This is a genomic window from Bradyrhizobium sp. USDA 3397 (assembly GCF_054060965.1).
Map to the genome: position 1 here is coordinate 7,591,987 of NZ_JBSSDS010000001.1, position 19,956 is coordinate 7,611,942.

Consider the following 19,956-nt stretch of genomic DNA (forward strand, 5'->3'; position numbering starts at 1 on the left):
GCGCAACAAATGGCGGGTCCGGTCCACGGCACGCGTTGGACGTGCATCTTGATCCCGGCAAGACCGAGGTCTCGGAGACTGACGCTCCGAGTGCAAATGTGGCGCCGAGCCGGACACCACTGCGATTTGTGAAGGCAGCCGTGGGCATCGCCATCGTCGCAGTATTCGGCTGGCTCCCCCTGAGAGCGGTTTTCCAGACGTCAAGCGTCGAAGCAGTCGTCAACGCGAGGCTGGTGACATTGAGGTCGCCGATTGACGGCAAGATTTCATCCGGCGCCGGTCTGTCGGGCGATCCAGGCATCGTCGCCGAGGGCACGTTCATCCTTCGTGTCGTCAACGCGCGCGGTGACCGCGTGCGGCTCGACGATCTGCGCAGCCAGATGTCTCGCCTGGAAAACGAGAGGCCAAGCCTCGTTTCGAAGATAGCATCGGCTCGCGCGGCGCAGAAGGATCTGGCGCGTCAGGCGGCCCTGTTCACGAAGGGGCGTATTCGTCAGCTCGAGGCGCGCATCGCGGAAATCCAGGCCTCAATCGAAGCGGCCGCGGCGCGTCGCGAGGAGGCGACGGCCGCGGTGGAGAGAGCCTCTTCGCTTGTAAAATCGGGCAGCGTTTCCTCCGTCGAGCTTGGGCGCTTGACGAGAGATCAAACCATCGCCCAACAGACTGAGATCGGCGCGCGACGCCGCCTGGATGCAACCCAGGTTGAGCTCACCGCCGCCCGCGAAGGCACCTTTCTCGGCGACAGTTACAACGATCGTCCGAGTTCGGTGCAACGTGAGGAGGAAATGCGGCAGCGGGCGGAGGGGCTCACCGCGGACGTCGCGCATGCGGATGCGCAGATCGCGTGGCTCGAGGGTGAGATTGAATCCGAGCGATCTCGTTACAGCAGCCGCTCCGAAGCGGAGCTCAAATTCCCCGTCGCCGGCCGAGTCTGGGAAATCCTGACTGCGCCAGGTGAGGACGTCCGGGCCGGTCAACCGCTCGTTCGCCTGCTCGATTGTTCCGGCGCGGTGGTGACGGCGAACGTCAGGGAGAGTGTGTATAACAGCCTGCAACTTGGATCGGTCGCGCAATTCCGACCGAGCGCCGAAGGGCCCGAGTTGGCCGGCACCGTGGTCAATCTTACGGGCTCCGCAGGGGCCGCGGCCAACCTCGCCATCAATCCCGATGCCCTGAGCAAGGAACCATATCGTGCCACAATTTCGGTCCCCGCCCTTAACGATGGCTCCAACGATTGTCCGGTCGGGCGAACCGGACGCGTCATCTTCTCGGCAGATAGTGCGAGAATGCCATGATCGCCGCGCTGACACCGGGCCTTCTTGCGCTCGGGTTCTGCCTTGCCATCCTGCCCTGGCTGCGGCCTGGGAACTCTGCGTCGCGTTCGCTGATGATCGCGATTCTATTGCTGCTCATGATCCGCTACTTTGGATGGCGCCTTACGTCCACGATCCCGCCCGTCGGCTGGACCGCCGATTTCGTCGTGGGAGTCGTGTTCCTCCTCGTGGAGGCTGCATCACTCGCGGCGAGTGCACTGTCGCTACTGTTTCTCAGTCGTACGATCGATCGAACGCCGCAAGTCGAAGCCAATAGGCGGTGGCTTGCCGGACGGGACACTCCCCTCATCGACGTGTTCATTTGCACCTACAACGAGGAAGTTTCGATTCTCGAGCGCACGATCGTCGGCACAACTGGAATGAACTATCCTAACTATCGAGTTTGGGTGCTGGACGACGGGCGGCGCCGCTGGCTCGAAAAGCTTTCAGGCGAGCTCGGCTGCCGCTATCTGGCTCGGCCCGACAACAAGGACGCCAAGGCCGGCAACATCAACCACGCTCTTCGTCATGTGACAGGGCTCGTCGATCCTCCCGACTTCATTTCGATCCTCGATGCCGATTTCGTTCCCATGCCCGAATTTCTCGCTCGCGCGATGTGCCTGCTCCGCGATCCTGGCGTAGGCGTGGTGCAGACGCCTCAGCATTTCATCAATGCGGATCCGATTCAAACCAACCTGGCCGCGACCAAGGTCTGGCCGGACGAGCAGCGCTTCTTCTTCGATATTCTGATGCCAGCGAAGGACGCGTGGGGCGTGGCTTTCTGTTGCGGCACGTCGTCGGTCATCAGACACTCGTCACTGGTGAAAATTGGCGGCTTTCCGACCGATTCCGTGACGGAGGATTATCTACTGACACTGCGGCTGAAGGAGATTGGCGCGCGCACGGTGTACCTGAACGAGCGGCTGACCTTGGGGTTGGCCCCCGAAGGACTGAAGGAGTACATCACTCAGCGCAGCCGATGGTGTCTTGGCTTCATGCAGATAATTCGGGGGCGCAGCGGCCCCTTTTCGCGAAGATCGCGGCTGGAACTTGTCGACAGGCTATCCCTGGTCGAAGCATTCATGAGTTGGACCTCGACCTATGTCATCAAGGTATTCGGTCTTGTCATTCCGAGCCTTTATCTTCTGTTCGGCATCAAAGCCGTTCAGGCGGATCTTTCCATACTCCTCGGAAATTTCCTGCCGTTTTATATCTGGTATTCGCTCACCATCGCCTGGATTTCTCGTGGACGGTCAATGGCGGTGATGTCCGACGTCTCCCAATACATTGCTTTGCCAGCGGTTCTCAAAGCAGTCGCGAGGGGACTGCTCAAGCCGCTGGGGCACAAGTTCGAGGTCACCGCAAAGGGCGGGGATCGCGATCAAGGTTTCATCGAATGGCCGCTGCTCAGGATCTACGGCTCCGCGTTGGCGATTACGCTCGCCGGAATTACCTATGCCTTCGTGCTTCATGCGCAAGGCGACATTATCGCTTATGGCGGCCTGGCGCTGGCCTGGAGTTTATACAATGCAGTCGTCCTGACGATCGTCTGCCTGGTGTCCGTCGAGCAGCCGCGGCGGCGAAAGGCCGAGCGGTTCGAGCGAACTGAGCCAGTTCTTTTCAATATCGGTGGGCGGTCCGGCATCTACCGTTTGGCCGACATGTCGATCACGGGTGCCCGCTTCGTGAGCAACAATCCTCCACCGGTTGGCACCGTCGTCCATTGCACACTTCGTGAGAGAACTCTCGCCGCTCTGGTCGTGCGGCGTACAGCGGATGGATTTGCAATCCGATTCGATGAGACCCTCAACACGCGCGTTGATCTCATTCGAGCTTTCTATTCCGGCGACTACGTCACCGCATTCACCGGCATACGCGCCGTCCCCCTCGGCAAAGCAATCATGATGCGGATTTTCGGGTGACTACGTCTACCGGCGGTATTGTTGGGTCAGGCTTCGGGCGCTTCCATCGAAGGCGTTGGGCAGCATGGCTGTCCTAGCATGATAGTCGTGCTAGTGGGCGGCAAGAGCAGCCATAACCGAGAGCGTCGCGGCAGATCGGGGCCATTTGATAACCAACGCGCTCGCCGTGGAGACTGAGCAAAATTGACCAGCGAATCGGTGTCTCTAAGAGCATGTATCCTTGGGGGGCGGGCTGTTGGGAGGAAGGAATGATCGCCGAGCGAAAGCCACCCAGCTTTTGGCCTCAGAGTCCGGACGACGAGATGCGAATGAGGGGCACCCTTCGCTCTCTCGAAAAAGAGAATATGGAGCTGAAGGAGCTGGTCGTCCGCCTTTCGGAGACTATCCTTCGATACGTCGAAGGGCGACGCTGAGTTCGCGAAACGAGGCGCTGAGCTAGATGTCCGTTGAGCGGGTCACGGCCGTAGCGAAGCTAGGCTCGCCCCACGGCTTCGTCGCCGCAAGGCCTACATCGATGGTTTCGGCGCCTGATCGCTTCGGTTGCGCGCGTGCTATGTCGGCGCCCGCAGCTCGCCCCGAAACCAAGCTAAAGTATTTGCGCATTTCATCGGGTCGACTGCTTCGTCGAGGAGCTGGTGGATGAGATCACAAGCGGGACATTCGAAGGTTTGAATGCGAAAGCCGGCGGGACCGGGCGTAATGCGCGCCAGCATCATGCTTATCTGGCATTCGGGACACATCGGTCGCTGGATGGTCATTGAGCTAGCCTTGATCAGGGCGGGAGCGCGAAACTCCCAGTCACCGGTGGATGCCGTTGGGCGCGGTGATGCACCATCGTTGAGCAATGCATGCTGCTGCCGCTGGCCAATATTGATCATCTTCCGAACTAGCGTTGGTTATCCCAAACACGCGCTTTCACGATTCGACTCCTTTTTAGAATATGCAGTTGTCCGGTCGCTCCCATGAACGGCATCTACCGGCCTGGCTGTCCTGTCTGCGCCGACGCGTCGCCGGCGGAACGCTTAGCTCACCGGTCGATGAGATATTCAAGCGTAGACACAGCGGGCTGCTGCTCGTCCTACGAACACACGCCCCGGAACGGACCAGCGATAAGTGAGGGTCCTGAAGCAACCATCGGTGGCGAGCAACGTTGATCCACCACCAAGCGAAACAAGGAGACACAAATGTCAGATCACATCCAGACAGAGCAGAATGTGCCGCACCAACCGAATGGCAATGATCAGCTCAATACAAGAGCTTCGTCCAGCGCCTTGCCCGGGGCCTTCCTTGCGATTGCCAATGCTTACGGGGACTACACGAAGAAGTCGCTCGAGCATACGAGACTGTTTGTTGAGAAGCTCTCGGGCGTAAAGTCGCTCGACAAGGCGATTGAAGTTCAGGCCGACTTCGCCAAGGCAACCTATGGCACGTTCGTTGTGGAGTCGCAGAAGATCGGCACGCTTTACGGCGATCTTGCCAAGGAGTCGTACAAGCCATTCGCTGAGGTTGTTGCAAAGATGACCCCGACAAATCGGTAACATGGCTTAGAACTCTGTCCCGCGGTGCCGGAGCAAAGCGGCTCTGGTTCATCGCGAGGCATTGCCGGGAGGAGCATTATGGCCAGTATCAATCAGATCTTCGAAAGCTTATCCATTAACCCAGAGCAGGTAACCGCCGTGAACGCAGCGTACGACCTGGCATGTCGAACGCTTCAACACATCGGCCAGCTGGAGGTAGATCGGGAAATCATTGCCAGGAGAATTGTGCAGGCAGCAGGCGACGGCGAGCGCGATGCCGACAAGCTGTGCGCGCGTGCCATCCGTGGACTGACTGCGCTCGACTACCGGCAGCATAGCACCTAACGGCCCGAACGATCCACTGACTGGCAGAGCCACAAGTCAAATACCATTTGGGTAGTCGCCTCAGCGAATTGCGCCGCTCGCCTTGCGAGATGAGAGCTTCGAGCGAAGATCCGAATGTCATCCCGTCATTGACTGCGTCTCGTTCGCAACCGAGCACTGCAGGGAACTAAAGCTTGTTAGGGCCGTTCCATCCTATGGCCGATCTTCGTCGGCTTGAATGCAGTTTGATTGGAAAATATTAGCTGACGAAGTCCTTAATAGTTTCTGCAGCTGTCGCGGCGCTATTGGCCACGACAGGGCTGGCGACAGCGCAAGGCGTCAATCAGGGAGCAGCGAAGGAGTCTCCGGCTGCCGCCTCGCCTAAAGGCGATAGCGCGGTGCCGATGAATGCACCAGCGGCAAAGGGAGCCGAGACATTACCCCCCGGCGCTACGTCAAAAGAGGGTAAGCCTCAACATGTACAGGTCAAGCCGGAGGCAACAACGACGGGCGACAAGAAAGCTGACGGCCGGTCGAAGGCTCCGGACTCAACTGCTCCGACCGCCGCTTCGAAGGACATGAAGAATCCGACAGCTGACTCGAAATCACTTCCTGACACCAAGCCGGCAAGCGAGCTGAAAGCCGACAGCAAGGCAAAGGCAGTTGATTCGACAACCACCTCAAAGGACTTGAAAACGCCGTCTGCCGACACAAAGCCATCGACCTCCGACAGTAGGACGACGGGAAATGCGGCAAACTCGGCGACGGCAGCTCCTCCCGCCGAGAAGCGCACCCAGATAACCTCGGCGATGAAGCAAGAGAAGGTCGAGGAAGTAACGAACGTGAATTTCAATCTCTCAATCGGAACGGCTGTGCCCGCCGGTATCCGCTATTACCCGATGCCGTCACGTATCGTGGAAATCTATCCGGAATGGCGTGGATACGATTTCATCCTGGTGCACGGCAAGTATTTTGTCCTTCGCCCGCGTACGCATGAGATCGTTTACATCATTGAGGGGTAGGCGAGCTCCCGAACCACATGACAAGCAGCTGAACGCAAGAGGGCGGCTCAAGAGCCGCCCTCAATATATGAACCGGGCGCCGCGCGCGTGGTGTTGTTATCTCCTCCGCAAGTTTGTTGCGGAAAGCGAGCAATATTGACCAGCGCACAGGGAACTCCAAAAGGTAGGTTGTTTGATCACCGCCCTACGATAGGCATCCATCGGTGACTGAGAGTGTCGCGCTCCCGCCTGGTTCTCAAGGGGAGTATCATGCCGTCTAGTCGATCCAATCCAAGGCTTAGTGCCGCAGACTTCAGAATTCATGGCTGCTCGAGATGCCGCACGCCGATGACGTTGGTCTGCATCGAACCGGACAAGCCCGGTTTTGATGTGCGCACCTTTAAATGCGCAAGGTGCGGACACGACGAAGTCGTCATCGTTGCAATTTAGGCTGGCTTCGTAATCCGCTACTTTGCCTGCCCGAAGAGCGGAGCAAGAACTTCACGCCTGTGCTCTTGCGAAGCCTGACGCCGAAAAGGGGGGCGATTGGCACCGAGGAGATGATCCGCTCATCTCCAGAGGGAAAACCATGGTTGCCGTCATACCGCCGTTGCATAGTCCTTCGGTCCCGCTTGATGTTGATCTGCCAGATCCACACGCTGCGGCAGTCGATGCTCGCAATGAGACGGAGATGCCGCTTCCGTCTGATCCGCGGACGTTTTTTCTCGGTGGCTTGTTCGGATTAGGTGTCCTGGCGGCGCTCTACGTCGCAAGCTCGATCATTCTTCCGGTCATGGTTGCCCTCGTGCTGAATCTCCTGCTTCAACCCGCTGTCCCCCTCTTGGGACGCTTGCATCTGCCGCGGGCTGTGGGAGCGCTCTTCACCGTTCTTCTGGTGATTGGAGCGCTTGTCGGTCTGGTGGCGGCGTTATCGGTGCCGGCCACGACCTGGGCAGAGCGGCTGCCCGAGGGCATTCCCCGCCTGGAGGCACACCTACGGCTTGTCAGCGGGCCGATTCAGGCGTTGCAAAAAGTCATTCAACAGGCCGAGCAGGCTGCAGATGCTCCGCCCGGCAAGGGATCAATTGTTTCGGTTCGCCGCGATCTGGGCATAACAGGCGTCCTTTTCGCCGGCACGCGCTCCGTACTCGATGGCCTGTTTACGACGGTCCTGGTGCTTTATTTTCTTCTAGTCGCGGGCAACATATTCCTCCGGCGGGTCGTTGAAATTCTGCCGACGTTCAGCAACAAGCGACAAGCCGTCGATATCTCTCAGCAGATCCAGGAGGACATATCGGGGTATCTGCTTACAATTACGGCCATGAATGCCGGGGTAGGCGTCACGACGGCGGCAGCGATGTATCTTTGCGGCCTGGGAGATCCGCTGTTGTGGGCTACCACGGCCTTCCTTCTGAACTACATTCCGATTCTGGGGCCGCTTTTCGGCGTCGCGCATCTTTGTGCTGGTCGGAATGCTGAGCTTCGAGAGCTTGTGGTGGGCCTTGCTGCCGCCGGTGCTCTACTTTGGCATTCATCTCGTCGAGGGCGAAATCTTGACGCCCCTGCTGCTTGCGCGGCGCTTCACGCTAAACCCGGTGCTGATTATCCTGTCGCTGGTGTTCTGGTTCTGGATGTGGGGCGTGCTGGGTGCGATCTTGGCTGTGCCGATGCTGGCTATTCTGAAGATCGTTTGCGACAGGTTGCGCCCCCTTAAGGCGTTGGGACATTTCCTAGAAGGGGAATAGTGACGTCGGCCGGCATTTCACCTGCCTTTCGGTGTACCGAATCTCGACCTCGAATCCCTGCGGAACGAACGCCGGCGGCGCGACTTGGTGAGGGGCGACCGGATGCATATGCCCCCCAAAGCATCCGATGAAATGACGGCCTCAGCGCGCCCCCACGCCCTGGGGTCGTTTTTTTCCGACCGCCCTACTGATCTCGCTCTCTCAGCAGGGGCTTCTCATGCAAAACCGCGCTCAACAGTGAATTGTGGACCTCGATGTGCCCATTATAGCTGATGAAGCCCAGCCTGCGAAACTTGTTCATGAAATAGCTGACGCGGGATCGCGTGGTCCCGATCATCTCAGCCAATGTCTCCTGACTAATGTTCGCGCTGATCGGCTGCGGGCTGCCTTCCTTGCCGAAATTGGCGAGCAGCAACAGCAGTCGAGCAAGCCGCCGCTCGCTCGAATTGAAGAGCTGGTCGATCAAGTCCTCCTCAATCCGACTGTTCCGGGTCAGGAGATACGACATGAAGAGCTGTGAAAATTTCGGCTCGTCACGAATAGCCTTCATCATCGCGTCTTTGCTGATCGACGTGATAACGCAATCTTCCATCGTCGTTGTCGTCGCGATGCGTAACTGATGACCGTTCATGCATCCCTCGCCGAAGAATTGGCCGGGCTCCAGAATTGCGACAACCGCCTCCTTACCCTGCTCGGATACGACCGTTAGCTTGACTTTACCTTTCTGAATGTAAAACACCGAGTCTGCGACATCGCCTTGCTGGAACACATGCCGGTTCTTGGGAAGCTCGAGAATCGTTTTCCCCGCACCCACTTTGGCGAGGAATTTCTTGGGGTCAAAGATGCCCTTGGTTGGCTTTGTCACGGAGCCTCCTGTGCCTCACAAACCTGCCCGATCTCGGTTAACTGCCAAGCGCCCTGGCGTTTTTGAACGAGCGGCGAGAGCGTTTTTAGCCAGCTTACCTGCCGATTTTCACCAGTTCTACAAGAAAGCAGACTGTTGAGCGCGTCAGCTCGCTGCCCACCGAGGGCGACACCGCCTGCGCTTCCCCGAGCGCGTCGCGCATCGGCTACGGCTGCGGCTGTTAATCACCGGATTGCGATCGCTACGACGTGGGAATGAGCGCAGTTGACGTGTTCAGAATGCGGATGTCGACGCAGATGATCGGGCGGTGATGAGGCAGTATGCTGGCTCGGTACCCCAGCCCGCTGGTCAATATTGCTCACTCTTGTGCCATCTTATTGTACGGCCGAGGCTCGTTATTCAAACCGTTGATCCCCATATCTTTCTAAGTCTCACCATCCAGGGTGGGGAGATGGGCTGAGACTTCGAACGAAAGAGCCCAGCATGTTTAAATCTCAGCAATACCGCGCAGTGGCGGAACAGGGCCGATCGGACGGCGTAGCCCTTGCGGCTGAAGAAGAGCTTGTTCTGCGGTATCTTGGCGCAGCCATCATCATGCAATGGAACGCTCTACCGACCACGCTGCAACGCGATATCTTCGACACTGCCGGGTCGATTGGCGAGTTGCTGGAGACGGCGGCGCTCCGCGGCCAGATCGCCCGATTTCTTCATAACCACAAGGATGACGCCGGTCACGGCAAATTGCCTCTAACAGAAGACATGCCTAGCGATGCGAGATCGTGCACTTTGGCTCTCTCACGGTGGGACAACGAGGGAGGCGCAGTGCGCGACGGGCTGTCGATCTAACCGGATGCCGATAACAGGAGATTTCCATGTCACTTACACAATTTCGGGTCGATGACGGACCACATACCATGGACGGGTTGCGGCTTCTTGCTCAGGACGGAAATGAACAGATCGAGGCGTTCATGGGCCGGAAGGTGATGGACGTTTGGGCGGAGTCTGTCGAGCACCGTGGAGGACGACAAAGTCTGTTCCGCGATCAATACAATGCGCTTGGCCGGTTGAACCTTGCCGCACTTCAGCGGATTGTGAGCGCGAAGTACCAGCGAGGCGCCGCATTCAACCGCCAGCATCCCTTTGTCGAGGTTCTATTCTCTGACATTACGGAAAGCGGCGAGGCTTTAGATCTAAGTCAACTCGTTCGGGAGGTGTTGCCGCCAGCGTTTCATAGACTGGCCTGAGACCTGGACCACGAGAAATCTCGCGACTGGAGTCATGTGCGCTCAGTATCACAATCGTAGTAGAATGACCCGCGCTTGGCGATAAGCAGAGCTGCGAAACCACAGCTCGGTCGTGGCGGCAAGATCCTGGAGGATCCAATACGGTTTCGACGCGCAGTACATTCAACAACAATTCGGAGAACAAGATCGATATCGACCGGACAAAAGTGCCCAATGTGATCCGGAATGCCTGCTCGGTGGCAGCTCTCTTGATCAGCAGGATGGCCATCGTCGCCGAGCCGAAGCTTCGGCCGCCGGCGGACACATGGCGCCCGAGAATGCGGATGGCGACGCCCGGCCTTTTGCTTCTTTGATATAGTTCGTTGCCCGTAGGCCTCTACCATCTTCACGAAAGAGCTGGTCCGTCATTCTCTGGGACCAGCGAGGACCAACCGCTGGCGAGTCCAGCTCAACCTGATTCGCGCTTGGCTCAATGCGCAAGAGCGACTCGGCCTGTTTAGAAGTTGGAGGAGCGAGCGTCGACCGATATGGGTAAGTTCTGCAAAGCGTAGAAAAGGAAGATTGCCGTTAAATTCTCTCTCTCGCGCGTCGTCGCCTCCTGCGCCTGCCCCGATAGGCGATCCTTCTGTGGGCCTCGTTGGTGCTCTCTCGCAAAGCGATCAAAGTGAGCAGCTGTGTATTGAGATCCTTTGAAATGGAGCGGAGGTAAAAAAGCTTATCGTCGAGTGACTGCATTGATCTGCCAACCCCCATTTTGGCGAAATATGACCTGAAACTCTGACAGCCGCTGGTCAATATTGACCACCCCCGGATCAATGGTTAGCCGCTCTGATCGAGGGAAGGTCAATTGGTTTCATCTTCCGCAACGAGGTGACCCAAGGGGGAGTTATTCATCAGGTGCAAAATCGGCGTAGTGCTTTGGCATGCTCGAGCGGATTGCTTGTCCTAGCGCTACCCCAAAACGGCGACTCATCGAAGTCATCGCTTCCATCAAATGGCAAGTCAGTGCCGCCGGTGAGCCCCCGGGGGAGGAGGGGCACGTCCTGAGTCTTTCGAATATTGCCCAAGTTAGGACGAGCAATATTCTCAAGCGGCTGGAACGATTGATCTTGGGAGTTCTTGGTCCTCAGCAATCGGAGATTTATCTCCGAGAGCCAAGCCCACTGACCGGTCGACATTTTGCCCCAATGCCCGGCGGAAGGCTTAGCGGCCTCAGATGCCCCCGCACTGAGGCCGTTGCCTTTGGTCGAGGTGAAGGTGTTCGGCGCCGCTGGGAGGCACTTGGGAATTACTCCCAGTTGCGGATCAGTCCCGGCGAAGGGCTCGCCGCCGGAAGCAAAAACGCCGCCCGCTTGAAATGAAGCGCAGACGGCGGTCGATCAGCCCCGGGAGGGTGAGAGTAAAATCCCGATACCAGTTGGTCTCTACGGAGCGGACGTAGGTTCAGCCTGTTGGAGATGAAGTCCTAAAGCGGCGCCAATAGTCCCGGCGAGGTCAACCACTTGTTGACCTCTCCGGCAACATCGATCTGCCGGGCTTTTCGCAAAAGCTCCGAGCGGCGGATACCAGCGGGCATCCCTTTGGCCTGCTGGCGAAGGTTGAGCGCTTCTTGCGTCAGGCGATATTCGAACGTCGATGATGGTTCTGGGATCGTCGAGCCAAGATTTTCATGTTCCGCTGCGGGGTAAGCGGGAGCGCAACTCGCGTTCACGCCACCGATAGCATTAGCTACTTCTGCGGAGCAGTTTCTTCTTGCTCTCCCGGAACCATTGTTTCGCGATTCTATTGGCTCACTGACACAAACTTCTTTTGGGAGATACTTCATGAGAATTCTCACAGTTTTAGCAGCCGCAGCCAGTACGCTTATCGTGACCGCGGCATCGGCAGCCCCGCTTTCCCTCAGCACATCGCCCACGCCGGAGAGCAGCCTTCAAAAGATTCGCATGGTCTGCAATGAAGACGGACGGTGCTGGCGCGAACGTAGCGAAAGGCGCGTCATCATCCGCGAAGGGCGCGATGCGTACGGATATGCACCACGTGAGCGCTACATCGAGCGACGTGGCTATGAAGACCGCGGCGGCGTTGGCTTCCGCGCTCCCGGCGTGAGCGTCGGGATCGGCACCTACTGAGAGACGAAGCAAGCCGATGCAAGAGGTCGCGGTGCAATCCGCGGCCTTTTTGTTGGATTCTCAGGCGATCGGCAAGCCAAACGGCGCCGGCCCAGCTGGGAAGCTAAGGTATCGGACCCTTTCGACAGAGCTCGCTCAGGGCTTGAACAAAAGCCAGATCACGCGACCACGGCGATCGAGCCGAGTGGCACGTCCAGCGTGTAGACTAATCCGCCCCGTTCATATGCGAGGCTCACCTGCCCGGTCAGTTGCTGGCCCAGAGACCCCATCATCCGGGTGCCGAAACTCCGGCGTGTGGGCGGCTCGACGGGGGGACCGCCCCTTTCAGTCCAGACTAGGCGAAGCCTCTGCTTCAACTCATCGATCGCCCACGAAATCTCGACGCGGCCCGTCGGGACGGACAGGGCGCCGAACTTGGTGGTGTTGGTGCACAGTTCGTTCAACGTCATCGCAAGCGCAATGACGGCGACCGACGTAATCCTGATATCCGGTCCATTGAAGTGGAAGCGTCTGTCGCCCTGACTGTCGTAGGGCTCCGTTGCGCTGCTCAGCGTGTGGGTCAGGCTCGCATCGGCCCAACTCACCTGCATCAGCAGATCATGGGCTCGCCCCAATGCGAGCAGCCTGCCCTCCATGGCCTTCTGTCCATGCTCGATACTCGGCGCTCCGCGGAAGCTCTGGGACGCGATTGCACTCACCATGGCAAGCGTATTCTTGACGCGATGATGAAGCTCACCGAGGATCAGCTTCTGCAATTTGTCGGCGGCACTTCGCTGCTCGGCATCGATGCCGGCCTGAATGATCAAAGCTTGCGCGTCGATCTTGGCCTGTTCGAGCAGCAAGCGAAGGCTGTCGTTCTCGGCGGACAGGGAAGCCTCCTGCTCCGACCGGGAGGGGGAGGCGCGCGCGGCGTCAAACGCGCCACCGAGCGTCCAGTCGCCTGCCGTCGGAACGATCTGCAAAGCACCTGCGCCCACCATCGCCTTAAGCTCGGTGATCATTTGCTCGACACCGAGCGGTTTACCGAAAAATCTGCTGTTCGCCGGCCGTTCCGCCTCGGACGGCTTTACCTGGCCGGACACCAGAATGATCTTGATCGAGGGCCAGCGCTCGTGCACCGCATGGGCGAGCTTGAGGCCATCGATAGTTCCCGGCATTTGAATATCGGTCAGCAGCAGCGAGATGTCCGATCGGGACTCCAGAACCGAGATTGCCTCGTCGGCATTAATCGCCTCGATGGGACAGAACCCGGCATCCTCCACGATGTCGACCGCACGCATCCGCAGGATCATCTCGTCCTCCACGATGAGAACTTTCGGCACCTGGATTGGCTCTATTGACATGGTGATCTCGCTCTCTCTCGGCGGGCCGAGGGAGTCTCGGCACCCGCGAATGCTCGTAAACCGATTGCCCTGGACCGACGCCGCGCCCATTGCTGCGCCTTTCGAGGGAAGAAGGCCAGCCAATTCGCCGCGTCCGCGGTGTCTCGTCTCGGCGTGACGGTCTGATGCTGCCAGGCTGGTTTGGACGGGAAGAACTGGGGGGCTGATCCCTGAGGCTAGCTGATTGAACGAGGACCGAACTATCGCCGGGCAGTCACGAGACGAGCTTCCTGGATCTTCGTTCCAGAGCCAGCGTGTCGCAAACAGGACGTGGGAAAGTCCGGCCAGACCTGTGCCGAGCAATCTAGGAAAGCGGCTCGGATTTTGAGCCGGTCGCCTTTGGCCAGCGCCACGAGCTCATCCGCCTGCACTTTTGGAGCAAAGGTCGGCAAAGCGATCACCGCCGCTCCGAGGAGCATGAAGATCGCGAGGGATGACAGAGATCTCACCATTTTGTTCTGCTGACTTTCGGTCTTCGATCCCGCCACGTTCGAGGATCCGCCAGGGCAACAACCATAACGAGATATCGTTCCTCCTGTTCAACTCGGCTGTTTGGCCTGGTTCGTTCCTATGCCTGGTGCGGCACTGTTGCAATCGAGCGGAGCGCCGCGCGCCGGCACAATAGATTTGAACCATTGGCCCTGCCAATCGTCTTCCTCCCTGGAGGAAAGCAAATGATGGAAGACCAACTCGCCCGCCAAGAGCAGGTTGCTTTTCGTTTAGAACAATCCAAGCGCCTGCTGCGTGGAGCGAAAGATCCCACGACCGCGCAGCGCATTGGCAAGCTGATCGGCGACCTGGAGCGAGAGCAAACGGAAGAAAACGAAAAGTAAGCCGCCGCTGGCGCGAACGCGCCCCCGATCGCGCTTGCGCTTCTTATGAGCCTCGCAACCGCATCGAGTGCGACGGTCTATGATGAAGACCGTCGCACTCGAGCAGCGTGGCTCGTGCGCTCAATACGGGGTGTAGTATTGGCGGCGATAGGGATACGGGCCGCCGTAGTAGCCTGGCGCGTAGTAGCTCTGCGGATAGCCCGGCCCGTAATAGCCGCCACCGTAGGCTCCATAGGCGGCGGCTCCAGCCGCAGCACCAAGGATGCCAAGACCAATCGCGGCCCCCGGAGCGCGGTAGTAGCGGCCACGATAGTGGCGTCGGTAGTAGACCTCGGTCACTCCGGATGAAGAAGCCGCTTGTGTCAGAAGAGTCGTACTCGCCGAGATCGGGGCTGCCGCCGAAGGGAGCACCGAGCCAAGCATCGCCGCACCGAAGAGCGCGACGGCGACCGTGCCTTTTATTGTCTGGTGGTTCATAGTCGTATCCTCTCGAATTGGAGTACGCCGCTCCTTGATGCGGTTCAGCGCGGCAAGAGAACGCCTCTTTTCGGCTGAGGCTCTCTCGCCTCCTCCTCCGCCAGCAACTTCAAGAGCACTTCCCGCTCCGCTTCACTGTGCGGCTATGCAAGATGTTCCTTGGATAGGATGAGGTCCTGCAGGTGAATGTACTTCTCCATGGCTGACCTCGCTGATTGGATCGAAAGACGACGTTCTTGCGCGGGACGTACGTTCGAGCCATCCGCGCAACGCCTCGAGAATGTCGGGCATGATGCTCCTTCTAAGATCAGACGGGAGCAACACGCTCCCACTCACCGATGGATGCCGAGAATGGACCGGTGATGAAGGATATCGTGCCGCAGTGCAGCTCGAGCTGATGGTCAAATTTGCTCGTTCACGACAATTTAATGGGCGAGATTTTGCCATCCTGAAGCTCCATTGCGTCGCACTAGGATGTGACGAGAACTTGTACGGACATCCCGGCGAAGGCACCGGTGCTGCCGACGAAACTGCCGGACACCGGGATCGTCTGCCGGATGTCGCGCGCGACCGCGACCGGGATCAGATTGAAGCCCCCGAGGCTGCGATTGGTCGGGTCGAAAGTGATCCAGCCGGCTCCCGGTACGAAGACCTCCGCCCACGCATGGGTTGATCCCGCGCAGGTCGATCCGACGCTGCCTTGTTCCGGATTGTAAAGGTAGCCGGAGACGATCCTGGCTCCGAAGCCGAGCATGCGTGCTGCTTCGGCGAACAGCACCGCGAAGTCCCGGCATGACCCCCAGCCGCGATCTAGTGTTTCCAGTGGCGTTTGGGTCCCCTCATCCTCACGGCTCTGGTACCGAGCGGCTTCAGAAACACCGACGCTCAGGTCCTTTAGCAGCGACAGCGTATCAGTCCGACTTCCTCGAACGAACCTTTGTGCCCAATTTCTCAGGAGTCCTGCCGCATCCGAGAACTGGGGGGAGGCCAGGGCGCCGAGATCGATCCAATCGTCGTCAGAATAGCGGAATGGGTAAGACATGGCCGAAACAGCGATATCGAATACCGGCCATGCAACCGCGTCGAGCTGGAGCTCCGCGACGCCGACGATCACCAGGTTCGAGGCCGCCATCTGAAACGTGGCCGTCGCGATCGTATTGCCGAACACATCGTGCGCCCAGGTCAGGTCCGCGTCCGGCGTCACCTTGATGTTGCTCGAAATCAAACGAAGCTCGCGGCTTTCGCGCGGACGAAGCATCAAGCGATGCGGCAACAGGCGCACATGTTCGTTGAATCGATAGGTCGTCGTGTGAAGAACCTTCAGCGTCGTCAACGAATGCTCCCATCGCTGCAGCCTCCGGCCAGGCCCCTTATCCGGTGGTCCCCTTCGGGAAGTGTGGCCGAGTTGACGAGGCTATGCAAATGTCGCTCCAGATGACCGAAGCCTGAGGCGAGGCCGGATCCGGCGGTCGTTCTTCCTTACGATGAAGCCTGTTATGAGCTGGCTTGATCGATGCGTAGATGGAGTCCCGTGATGCTCCAGTTCACATCACTCTTGGGACATAAGCCGTCTCCGACGACTGCCGGACGCCTTCACCAATTCTCTGAAACGACGTGCCGTTGAGCTGGGGCGGACGCCAGCACTGCGAAGATCGGCCAAGTGCCTCATGGGCACGCCACATTTGTCGCAGGGCCGCGACGGTATCTCCGATCGCTCCAACAGGAGAGTGGGCGGCATCTCCGTCACTTCTCAATGCCTGAGATTCCGTTGATCCGGCCTAGCCAGATGACTGACCGGATTGGGTCTTCCAGAGCACCAGCTTGGTCGATTTCCAACTTTGGACCTTCAGAGGAAGGGAACTCAAAGCCCTCCAAAAAAAGTCGTCGCGAACAAGTCCTTGGCTATTGGGGATGGTTGGGAAGCGACTCGTTGAGAGTGGGGAGATCTGGGATATCCTCAACAATGGACTGACCAGGGTTCCGCCGCTGTACCGTTATGCTCATTCGCCAAGAAGTCCGAAGCCAAATCTGAAATGGTGGAGAATCCTCCAAGGTGGCCGTGTCATGCATGCCGCAGTCGGTGCTCCGCACAGATCGCCCGTTGTCAGTGCCGGAACCCAGGGGACGCCGGCGTATACGTCGTTGGGCCAGTCATCCGGCTTCGTATGCTCGGCTTCTTATTCGGCTAGAAGATCTCGATGCGGGTCACCTTCGCTGATGGCGATGAGCTTCTTTTAGCGCCGGATATTGTCGTGATTGACATAATCATTCATTGCGCCCTCCCAACGGACTTAGCAGCGTGGTGCGCGAGATTCACTATTGGCCGCCTCTTGCGCAGGAAACGCAAAGCCTCATTGTAGGATATGAGAACAGCGATGTAGGCGTCGCCATTCAGATTCGACGAGATGCCTTAAAAGGATAGGATGAGATGATCGCAGGTTCGGTTGGCGTTGGGAAAGGCGGTAGCCCTCCACTGACTCGAACCCGCGACGTCTTGCTCAGCCGCCGGCACGCTCTTTTGCGGTTGGATGTTTCGCTACAAGCTATGATCTGCAGTGATCGGATTTTGACTTGGTTGGAAGAATTCCCTTGTGAAACCAATGGTAGCAGCGTGTCTCTTAATCAGCTGCTCGATCAGCACGCAAAGTCCTATCACGCGTTGGTCCGCACGACTTCCGGAGCAGATCACCGGATGAGAATGGCTGAGACCTTACAAACTGTCTTGCTCGAAAAACGATAGCGCTTCAGCGAGACGACCCAGGATGCCCTCGCACGTATCGATACTGACGGTGTCCGCTTTCACGCGAGCAGCATGTGGTTGGCTAAGCTCCGAGAGGCGCTTCCTTATTTGGAAATGCCTGCCAAGCAATTGATATTCCTAGAGGCGAATTGGCTCGATTTTTCCAAATGCACCTTGAAATCACTGAATAATCAAACTGATTTTGATTCCGCCATTCGGAGGTTCGATCCCTCCCGCCCCAGCCAGATCTCCCGCCCCGCCTGAAATCACCCACGAAACCGGCTTGGCTGGGGAGCTGCTGCGCAGCTCTGCGCTGCACAGGGTGTTTCTCGGCAAAGATTCCGCCGACCGGGCCTTCCCCATGCGAACCATGACCCGCCGCGACAAAAGATGGGGACGTTGAGGGGCGAACGGTCTACGACGGTGAGGTCATCTCATGAACGCGACCTAAAAACGAGAACAACGTCATGCCGCACTTGGTGATCGAATATTCGGAAGGGGCGCTCGCTCGCGACGACGTAACAGGCTTGATGGAAGCGCTCTTTGAAGCCGCTTGGCGAACGGGCATCATGAAGGCGGAGGACGTCAAGGTGCGGGCGTGCGTCTACAACGATTTCCTGGTTGCCGGGAAGCGTGACAGCTTCGTGCATCTGTCTGTCTATTTGCTCGAAGGTCGATCGCCCGACCAGAAGGTCGAGCTGAGTACGAGCCTTCGACGGACGATGACAGAGCGATGCCCGGATGTGGTCAGCATAAGCGTGGATGTCCGTGACATGGACCCGGTCGCCTACAAGAAACGGCTAAAATGACGGGTGCTCGCCAAAAGGCGGCAGCTTCTCAGACGAGCAGGGGCTGCGCGGCGAGGGACATCTCCTTGAGGAGAGGCAGGAAGCGATCGATCATCTCACCGGTCGTGATGCGATCGACATGAGCGCCGATATTTGCGGCCGCGATGACGGTGCCATCGTAGCGGCGAATTGGCACCGATATCGACCGAAAGCCCTCTTCGGCTTCCTGATCGACAAGGCTATACCCTTTGGTGCGGTCCGCAATGATCGTCGCAATCACTGCCGATTTGTCGACCAGCGTCGACTGGGTTTGAGCCGCCAGCTTCATGCCGTCGACCGTTCTTGTCAGCTCGTCGTTTGCCAATCTGCCAAGCAGAACGCGTCCCACCGACGTGCAGAAAGCCGGCAGCCGATATCCTATGTCCAGTCCGGTCGAAAATACCCGCGCTGGACTCGAGCGGGCGATGAAAACGACCTCTTCGCCATCCAGGATCGCAAGGGAGCAGACCTCCTTGGCCTTGCCGGCGACCTCGTCCATCAGCGGCTGCATCACGGTGCTGATTTGGTTCGACGTCAAATAGGCCGAAGCCAAAAGCAGCACTCTGGGCGTTAGCGAAAACAACCGCTCGTTGCCCGCGACGAATCCGGATTTTACGAGGGTCATCAGAATCCGGCGCACCGTCGCCCGCGGAAGATTCGCGCTCTTGGAGAGGTCGCTGAGGGTCATTGGACGGCGATCGATACCGAACGACTGTATCACGCGAAGACCCCGATCCAGGGTCTCGATGAACTCGCTGCCCTCCCGCGCCTTTTCCTCTTCTTCCGTACGCTTCAGCCTCGGCATTCTCTTGGGCGGTCCCTCTCAGTGGCCTCTCGAAAGCGAGAACCATCACAAATCCGCGGACTAGGCGCCAGCCTTGTCTCCGGCTGTCACCAGGGATTTGAGGTCAAAGAAAGGTCTGCGGCTTGCTCCGGTGCAGGGGAGATCGACATCAGCCCGCAAACGCGTATCGAGAAGGAAGTCCTTGGATAGCGGCGGCCTCTGATAGGGCAGCCACTCTTCGTCGCACACGATGGTGATGGGCTGAGAATAGCCGGCGTCACGAGCCGTGAGAGCGGCTTGAACCCCGGCATATGATGCGCCGATGATGACCAGTCCCGTCATGCTTGCCTCGCCGGCACATGGACCACCAGCTCGTCGAGAGGGGCGGGCACCTTCAGCTGGCAACTCAGCCGACTGTTCGGCTTTCGCTCTCCCGAGACGGCGGACAGCAACTCGAGCTCTTCTTCGCTCGGCTGAGGGACAAAGCTTGCTTGTTCTTCATCGACGTAGACGTGACAGGTCGCGCAATCGAGGCAGCCGCCGCATTCGCCGTCGATGCCGTGAATACCGTTGCGGACGGCCGCGAGCATCACGCTCACGTCGCGTCCGACCTCGATGGATTTTCCGCTGCCGTCCTGCTGGACAAATCTCACTCGCGGCATCCGACCTCCGTGCCGTTTGTTCGATCTAAGAACATAAGTTCGATAGACGGTTACATCAATTCTGGCGGCCCCTCAATCCCAGCTTGTTTGCCGCCGCTGCGGTTCCATTAGGCAGATCCTGCGGAAACATTTTGCTTGCTTGCGCCTCACACTGGAGTCATTCTGAAGAACATCGAACGATTGTTCGTCTA

21 protein-coding genes and 1 pseudogene are annotated in these 19,956 nt (G+C 58.5%); 12 read left to right on the forward strand and 10 right to left on the reverse strand.

Annotated features, from left to right (window positions below; genetic code table 11):
- The first annotated feature begins 140 nt into the window (after positions 1-140).
- Entirely contained in the window at positions 141-1,295 is a 1,155-nt protein-coding gene (locus ACVWYQ_RS35320; RefSeq protein ID WP_333919546.1) for an HlyD family efflux transporter periplasmic adaptor subunit, read from the forward strand.
- A complete protein-coding gene (locus ACVWYQ_RS35325) occupies positions 1,292-3,235 on the forward strand; it encodes a glycosyltransferase (RefSeq protein WP_404542904.1) in 1,944 nt (647 codons plus the stop codon). Before ACVWYQ_RS35320 ends, ACVWYQ_RS35325 begins: the two co-directional genes overlap by 4 nt.
- A 551-nt stretch (positions 3,236-3,786) precedes the next feature.
- Here ACVWYQ_RS35325 and ACVWYQ_RS35330 read toward each other — a convergent pair.
- Positions 3,787-4,113, reverse strand: coding sequence for a hypothetical protein (locus ACVWYQ_RS35330; RefSeq protein WP_271542393.1), 327 nt, complete (start codon positions 4,111-4,113; stop codon positions 3,787-3,789).
- A gap of 306 nt (positions 4,114-4,419) precedes the next feature.
- Between ACVWYQ_RS35330 and ACVWYQ_RS35335 the strand changes: the two genes are divergently transcribed.
- The 5 genes and pseudogenes from ACVWYQ_RS35335 (at position 4,420) to ACVWYQ_RS35355 (ending at position 7,822) form a co-directional block, all read left to right on the forward strand.
- Complete coding sequence (locus tag ACVWYQ_RS35335; protein WP_271542391.1) at positions 4,420-4,773, forward strand: phasin family protein; 354 nt, start codon at positions 4,420-4,422, stop codon at positions 4,771-4,773.
- A 78-nt stretch (positions 4,774-4,851) separates the two neighbouring features.
- Positions 4,852-5,097 (forward strand): hypothetical protein, encoded by a 246-nt coding sequence (locus ACVWYQ_RS35340; protein ID WP_271542389.1) that lies wholly within the window; start codon positions 4,852-4,854, stop codon positions 5,095-5,097.
- 284 nt (positions 5,098-5,381) lie between these two features.
- Positions 5,382-6,098, forward strand: a complete 717-nt coding sequence (locus ACVWYQ_RS35345; protein WP_404652863.1) for a DUF1236 domain-containing protein — start codon at positions 5,382-5,384, stop codon at positions 6,096-6,098.
- 772 nt (positions 6,099-6,870) lie between these two features.
- A pseudogene (locus ACVWYQ_RS35350) lies at positions 6,871-7,467 on the forward strand (AI-2E family transporter); the annotation flags it as partial.
- Positions 7,468-7,549: 82 nt separating this feature from the next.
- Positions 7,550-7,822 carry an AI-2E family transporter gene (locus ACVWYQ_RS35355; RefSeq protein WP_456727030.1) on the forward strand — a complete coding sequence of 91 codons (273 nt, stop codon included), beginning with the start codon at positions 7,550-7,552 and terminating at the stop codon, positions 7,820-7,822.
- Positions 7,823-8,006: 184 nt separating this feature from the next.
- Here ACVWYQ_RS35355 and ACVWYQ_RS35360 read toward each other — a convergent pair whose 3' ends face one another.
- Positions 8,007-8,687: a Crp/Fnr family transcriptional regulator gene (locus tag ACVWYQ_RS35360; RefSeq protein ID WP_271542385.1), complete on the reverse strand. Its 681-nt coding sequence runs from the start codon at positions 8,685-8,687 to the stop codon at positions 8,007-8,009.
- A 483-nt stretch (positions 8,688-9,170) separates the two neighbouring features.
- Between ACVWYQ_RS35360 and ACVWYQ_RS35365 the strand changes: the two genes are divergently transcribed.
- Both ACVWYQ_RS35365 and ACVWYQ_RS35370 read left to right on the forward strand, forming a co-directional pair.
- Positions 9,171-9,533: a hypothetical protein gene (locus ACVWYQ_RS35365; RefSeq protein WP_404542900.1), complete on the forward strand. Its 363-nt coding sequence runs from the start codon at positions 9,171-9,173 to the stop codon at positions 9,531-9,533.
- A 26-nt stretch (positions 9,534-9,559) separates the two neighbouring features.
- Entirely contained in the window at positions 9,560-9,931 is a 372-nt protein-coding gene (locus tag ACVWYQ_RS35370; protein WP_404542899.1) for a signal transduction histidine kinase, read from the forward strand.
- Positions 9,932-11,396: 1,465 nt separating this feature from the next.
- Here the strand turns inward: ACVWYQ_RS35370 and ACVWYQ_RS35375 are convergent.
- Positions 11,397-11,756 (reverse strand): hypothetical protein, encoded by a 360-nt coding sequence (locus ACVWYQ_RS35375; RefSeq protein WP_271542379.1) that lies wholly within the window; start codon positions 11,754-11,756, stop codon positions 11,397-11,399.
- Between ACVWYQ_RS35375 and ACVWYQ_RS35380 the strand changes: the two genes are divergently transcribed.
- The gene (locus ACVWYQ_RS35380) at positions 11,755-12,060 is read left to right on the forward strand and encodes a hypothetical protein (protein WP_247421723.1); all 306 of its coding nucleotides are present in this window, start codon (positions 11,755-11,757) and stop codon (positions 12,058-12,060) included. The two genes, ACVWYQ_RS35375 and ACVWYQ_RS35380, sit on opposite strands and share 2 nt — an antisense overlap.
- 158 nt (positions 12,061-12,218) lie before the next feature.
- On the opposite strand, the gene ACVWYQ_RS35385 is transcribed toward ACVWYQ_RS35380, so the two are convergent.
- The gene (locus ACVWYQ_RS35385) at positions 12,219-13,403 is read right to left on the reverse strand and encodes an HWE histidine kinase domain-containing protein (protein ID WP_271542374.1); all 1,185 of its coding nucleotides are present in this window, start codon (positions 13,401-13,403) and stop codon (positions 12,219-12,221) included.
- Between the two features lie 239 nt (positions 13,404-13,642).
- The gene (locus tag ACVWYQ_RS35390) at positions 13,643-13,930 is read right to left on the reverse strand and encodes a hypothetical protein (protein ID WP_442869328.1); all 288 of its coding nucleotides are present in this window, start codon (positions 13,928-13,930) and stop codon (positions 13,643-13,645) included.
- Between the two features lie 186 nt (positions 13,931-14,116).
- Here ACVWYQ_RS35390 and ACVWYQ_RS35395 point away from each other — a divergent pair, with 186 nt between their 5' ends.
- Positions 14,117-14,275 (forward strand): hypothetical protein, encoded by a 159-nt coding sequence (locus ACVWYQ_RS35395; protein ID WP_271542372.1) that lies wholly within the window; start codon positions 14,117-14,119, stop codon positions 14,273-14,275.
- Between the two features lie 120 nt (positions 14,276-14,395).
- On the opposite strand, the gene ACVWYQ_RS35400 is transcribed toward ACVWYQ_RS35395, so the two are convergent.
- Together ACVWYQ_RS35400 and ACVWYQ_RS35405 are read right to left on the reverse strand one after the other, a co-directional pair.
- Positions 14,396-14,752 carry a hypothetical protein gene (locus tag ACVWYQ_RS35400; protein WP_271542371.1) on the reverse strand — a complete coding sequence of 119 codons (357 nt, stop codon included), beginning with the start codon at positions 14,750-14,752 and terminating at the stop codon, positions 14,396-14,398.
- Positions 14,753-15,221: 469 nt separating this feature from the next.
- Positions 15,222-16,085 (reverse strand): transglutaminase family protein, encoded by an 864-nt coding sequence (locus tag ACVWYQ_RS35405; RefSeq protein ID WP_271542369.1) that lies wholly within the window; start codon positions 16,083-16,085, stop codon positions 15,222-15,224.
- A gap of 1,874 nt (positions 16,086-17,959) precedes the next feature.
- Here ACVWYQ_RS35405 and ACVWYQ_RS35410 point away from each other — a divergent pair.
- A complete protein-coding gene (locus ACVWYQ_RS35410) occupies positions 17,960-18,301 on the forward strand; it encodes a 5-carboxymethyl-2-hydroxymuconate Delta-isomerase (protein ID WP_028182201.1) in 342 nt (113 codons plus the stop codon).
- Positions 18,302-18,329: 28 nt separating this feature from the next.
- Here ACVWYQ_RS35410 and ACVWYQ_RS35415 read toward each other — a convergent pair whose 3' ends face one another.
- Genes ACVWYQ_RS35415 through ACVWYQ_RS35425 form a run of 3 tightly spaced genes read right to left on the reverse strand, consistent with a single transcriptional unit; the run spans position 18,330 to position 19,693 of the window.
- A complete protein-coding gene (locus ACVWYQ_RS35415; RefSeq protein WP_404542897.1) occupies positions 18,330-19,124 on the reverse strand; it encodes an IclR family transcriptional regulator domain-containing protein in 795 nt (264 codons plus the stop codon).
- 60 nt (positions 19,125-19,184) lie between these two features.
- Complete coding sequence (locus ACVWYQ_RS35420) at positions 19,185-19,445, reverse strand: FAD-dependent oxidoreductase (RefSeq protein WP_404542896.1); 261 nt, start codon at positions 19,443-19,445, stop codon at positions 19,185-19,187.
- On the reverse strand, positions 19,442-19,693 hold the full coding sequence (locus ACVWYQ_RS35425; protein WP_404546282.1) for a 2Fe-2S iron-sulfur cluster-binding protein: 252 nt from the start codon (positions 19,691-19,693) through the stop codon (positions 19,442-19,444). The genes ACVWYQ_RS35420 and ACVWYQ_RS35425 overlap by 4 nt, the downstream gene beginning before the upstream one ends.
- Between the last annotated feature and the right edge of the window lie 263 nt (positions 19,694-19,956).

What these genes read in the sequence shown, in the direction of transcription:
- ACVWYQ_RS35325 (WP_404542904.1), top strand. Translation starts at nt 1,292, where the DNA reads ATGATCGCCGCGCTGACACCGGGCCTTCTTGCGCTCGGGTTCTGCCTT.
- ACVWYQ_RS35330 (WP_271542393.1), bottom strand. Translation starts at nt 4,113, where the DNA reads ATGATCAATATTGGCCAGCGGCAGCAGCATGCATTGCTCAACGATGGT.
- ACVWYQ_RS35335 (WP_271542391.1), top strand. Translation starts at nt 4,420, where the DNA reads ATGTCAGATCACATCCAGACAGAGCAGAATGTGCCGCACCAACCGAAT.
- ACVWYQ_RS35340 (WP_271542389.1), top strand. Translation starts at nt 4,852, where the DNA reads ATGGCCAGTATCAATCAGATCTTCGAAAGCTTATCCATTAACCCAGAG.
- ACVWYQ_RS35355 (WP_456727030.1), top strand. Translation starts at nt 7,550, where the DNA reads ATGCTGAGCTTCGAGAGCTTGTGGTGGGCCTTGCTGCCGCCGGTGCTC.
- ACVWYQ_RS35365 (WP_404542900.1), top strand. Translation starts at nt 9,171, where the DNA reads ATGTTTAAATCTCAGCAATACCGCGCAGTGGCGGAACAGGGCCGATCG.
- ACVWYQ_RS35370 (WP_404542899.1), top strand. Translation starts at nt 9,560, where the DNA reads ATGTCACTTACACAATTTCGGGTCGATGACGGACCACATACCATGGAC.
- ACVWYQ_RS35380 (WP_247421723.1), top strand. Translation starts at nt 11,755, where the DNA reads ATGAGAATTCTCACAGTTTTAGCAGCCGCAGCCAGTACGCTTATCGTG.
- ACVWYQ_RS35375 (WP_271542379.1), bottom strand. Translation starts at nt 11,756, where the DNA reads ATGAAGTATCTCCCAAAAGAAGTTTGTGTCAGTGAGCCAATAGAATCG.
- ACVWYQ_RS35385 (WP_271542374.1), bottom strand. Translation starts at nt 13,403, where the DNA reads ATGTCAATAGAGCCAATCCAGGTGCCGAAAGTTCTCATCGTGGAGGAC.
- ACVWYQ_RS35395 (WP_271542372.1), top strand. Translation starts at nt 14,117, where the DNA reads ATGATGGAAGACCAACTCGCCCGCCAAGAGCAGGTTGCTTTTCGTTTA.
- ACVWYQ_RS35400 (WP_271542371.1), bottom strand. Translation starts at nt 14,752, where the DNA reads ATGAACCACCAGACAATAAAAGGCACGGTCGCCGTCGCGCTCTTCGGT.
- ACVWYQ_RS35410 (WP_028182201.1), top strand. Translation starts at nt 17,960, where the DNA reads ATGCCGCACTTGGTGATCGAATATTCGGAAGGGGCGCTCGCTCGCGAC.
- ACVWYQ_RS35415 (WP_404542897.1), bottom strand. Translation starts at nt 19,124, where the DNA reads ATGCCGAGGCTGAAGCGTACGGAAGAAGAGGAAAAGGCGCGGGAGGGC.
- ACVWYQ_RS35420 (WP_404542896.1), bottom strand. Translation starts at nt 19,445, where the DNA reads ATGACGGGACTGGTCATCATCGGCGCATCATATGCCGGGGTTCAAGCC.
- ACVWYQ_RS35425 (WP_404546282.1), bottom strand. Translation starts at nt 19,693, where the DNA reads ATGCTCGCGGCCGTCCGCAACGGTATTCACGGCATCGACGGCGAATGC.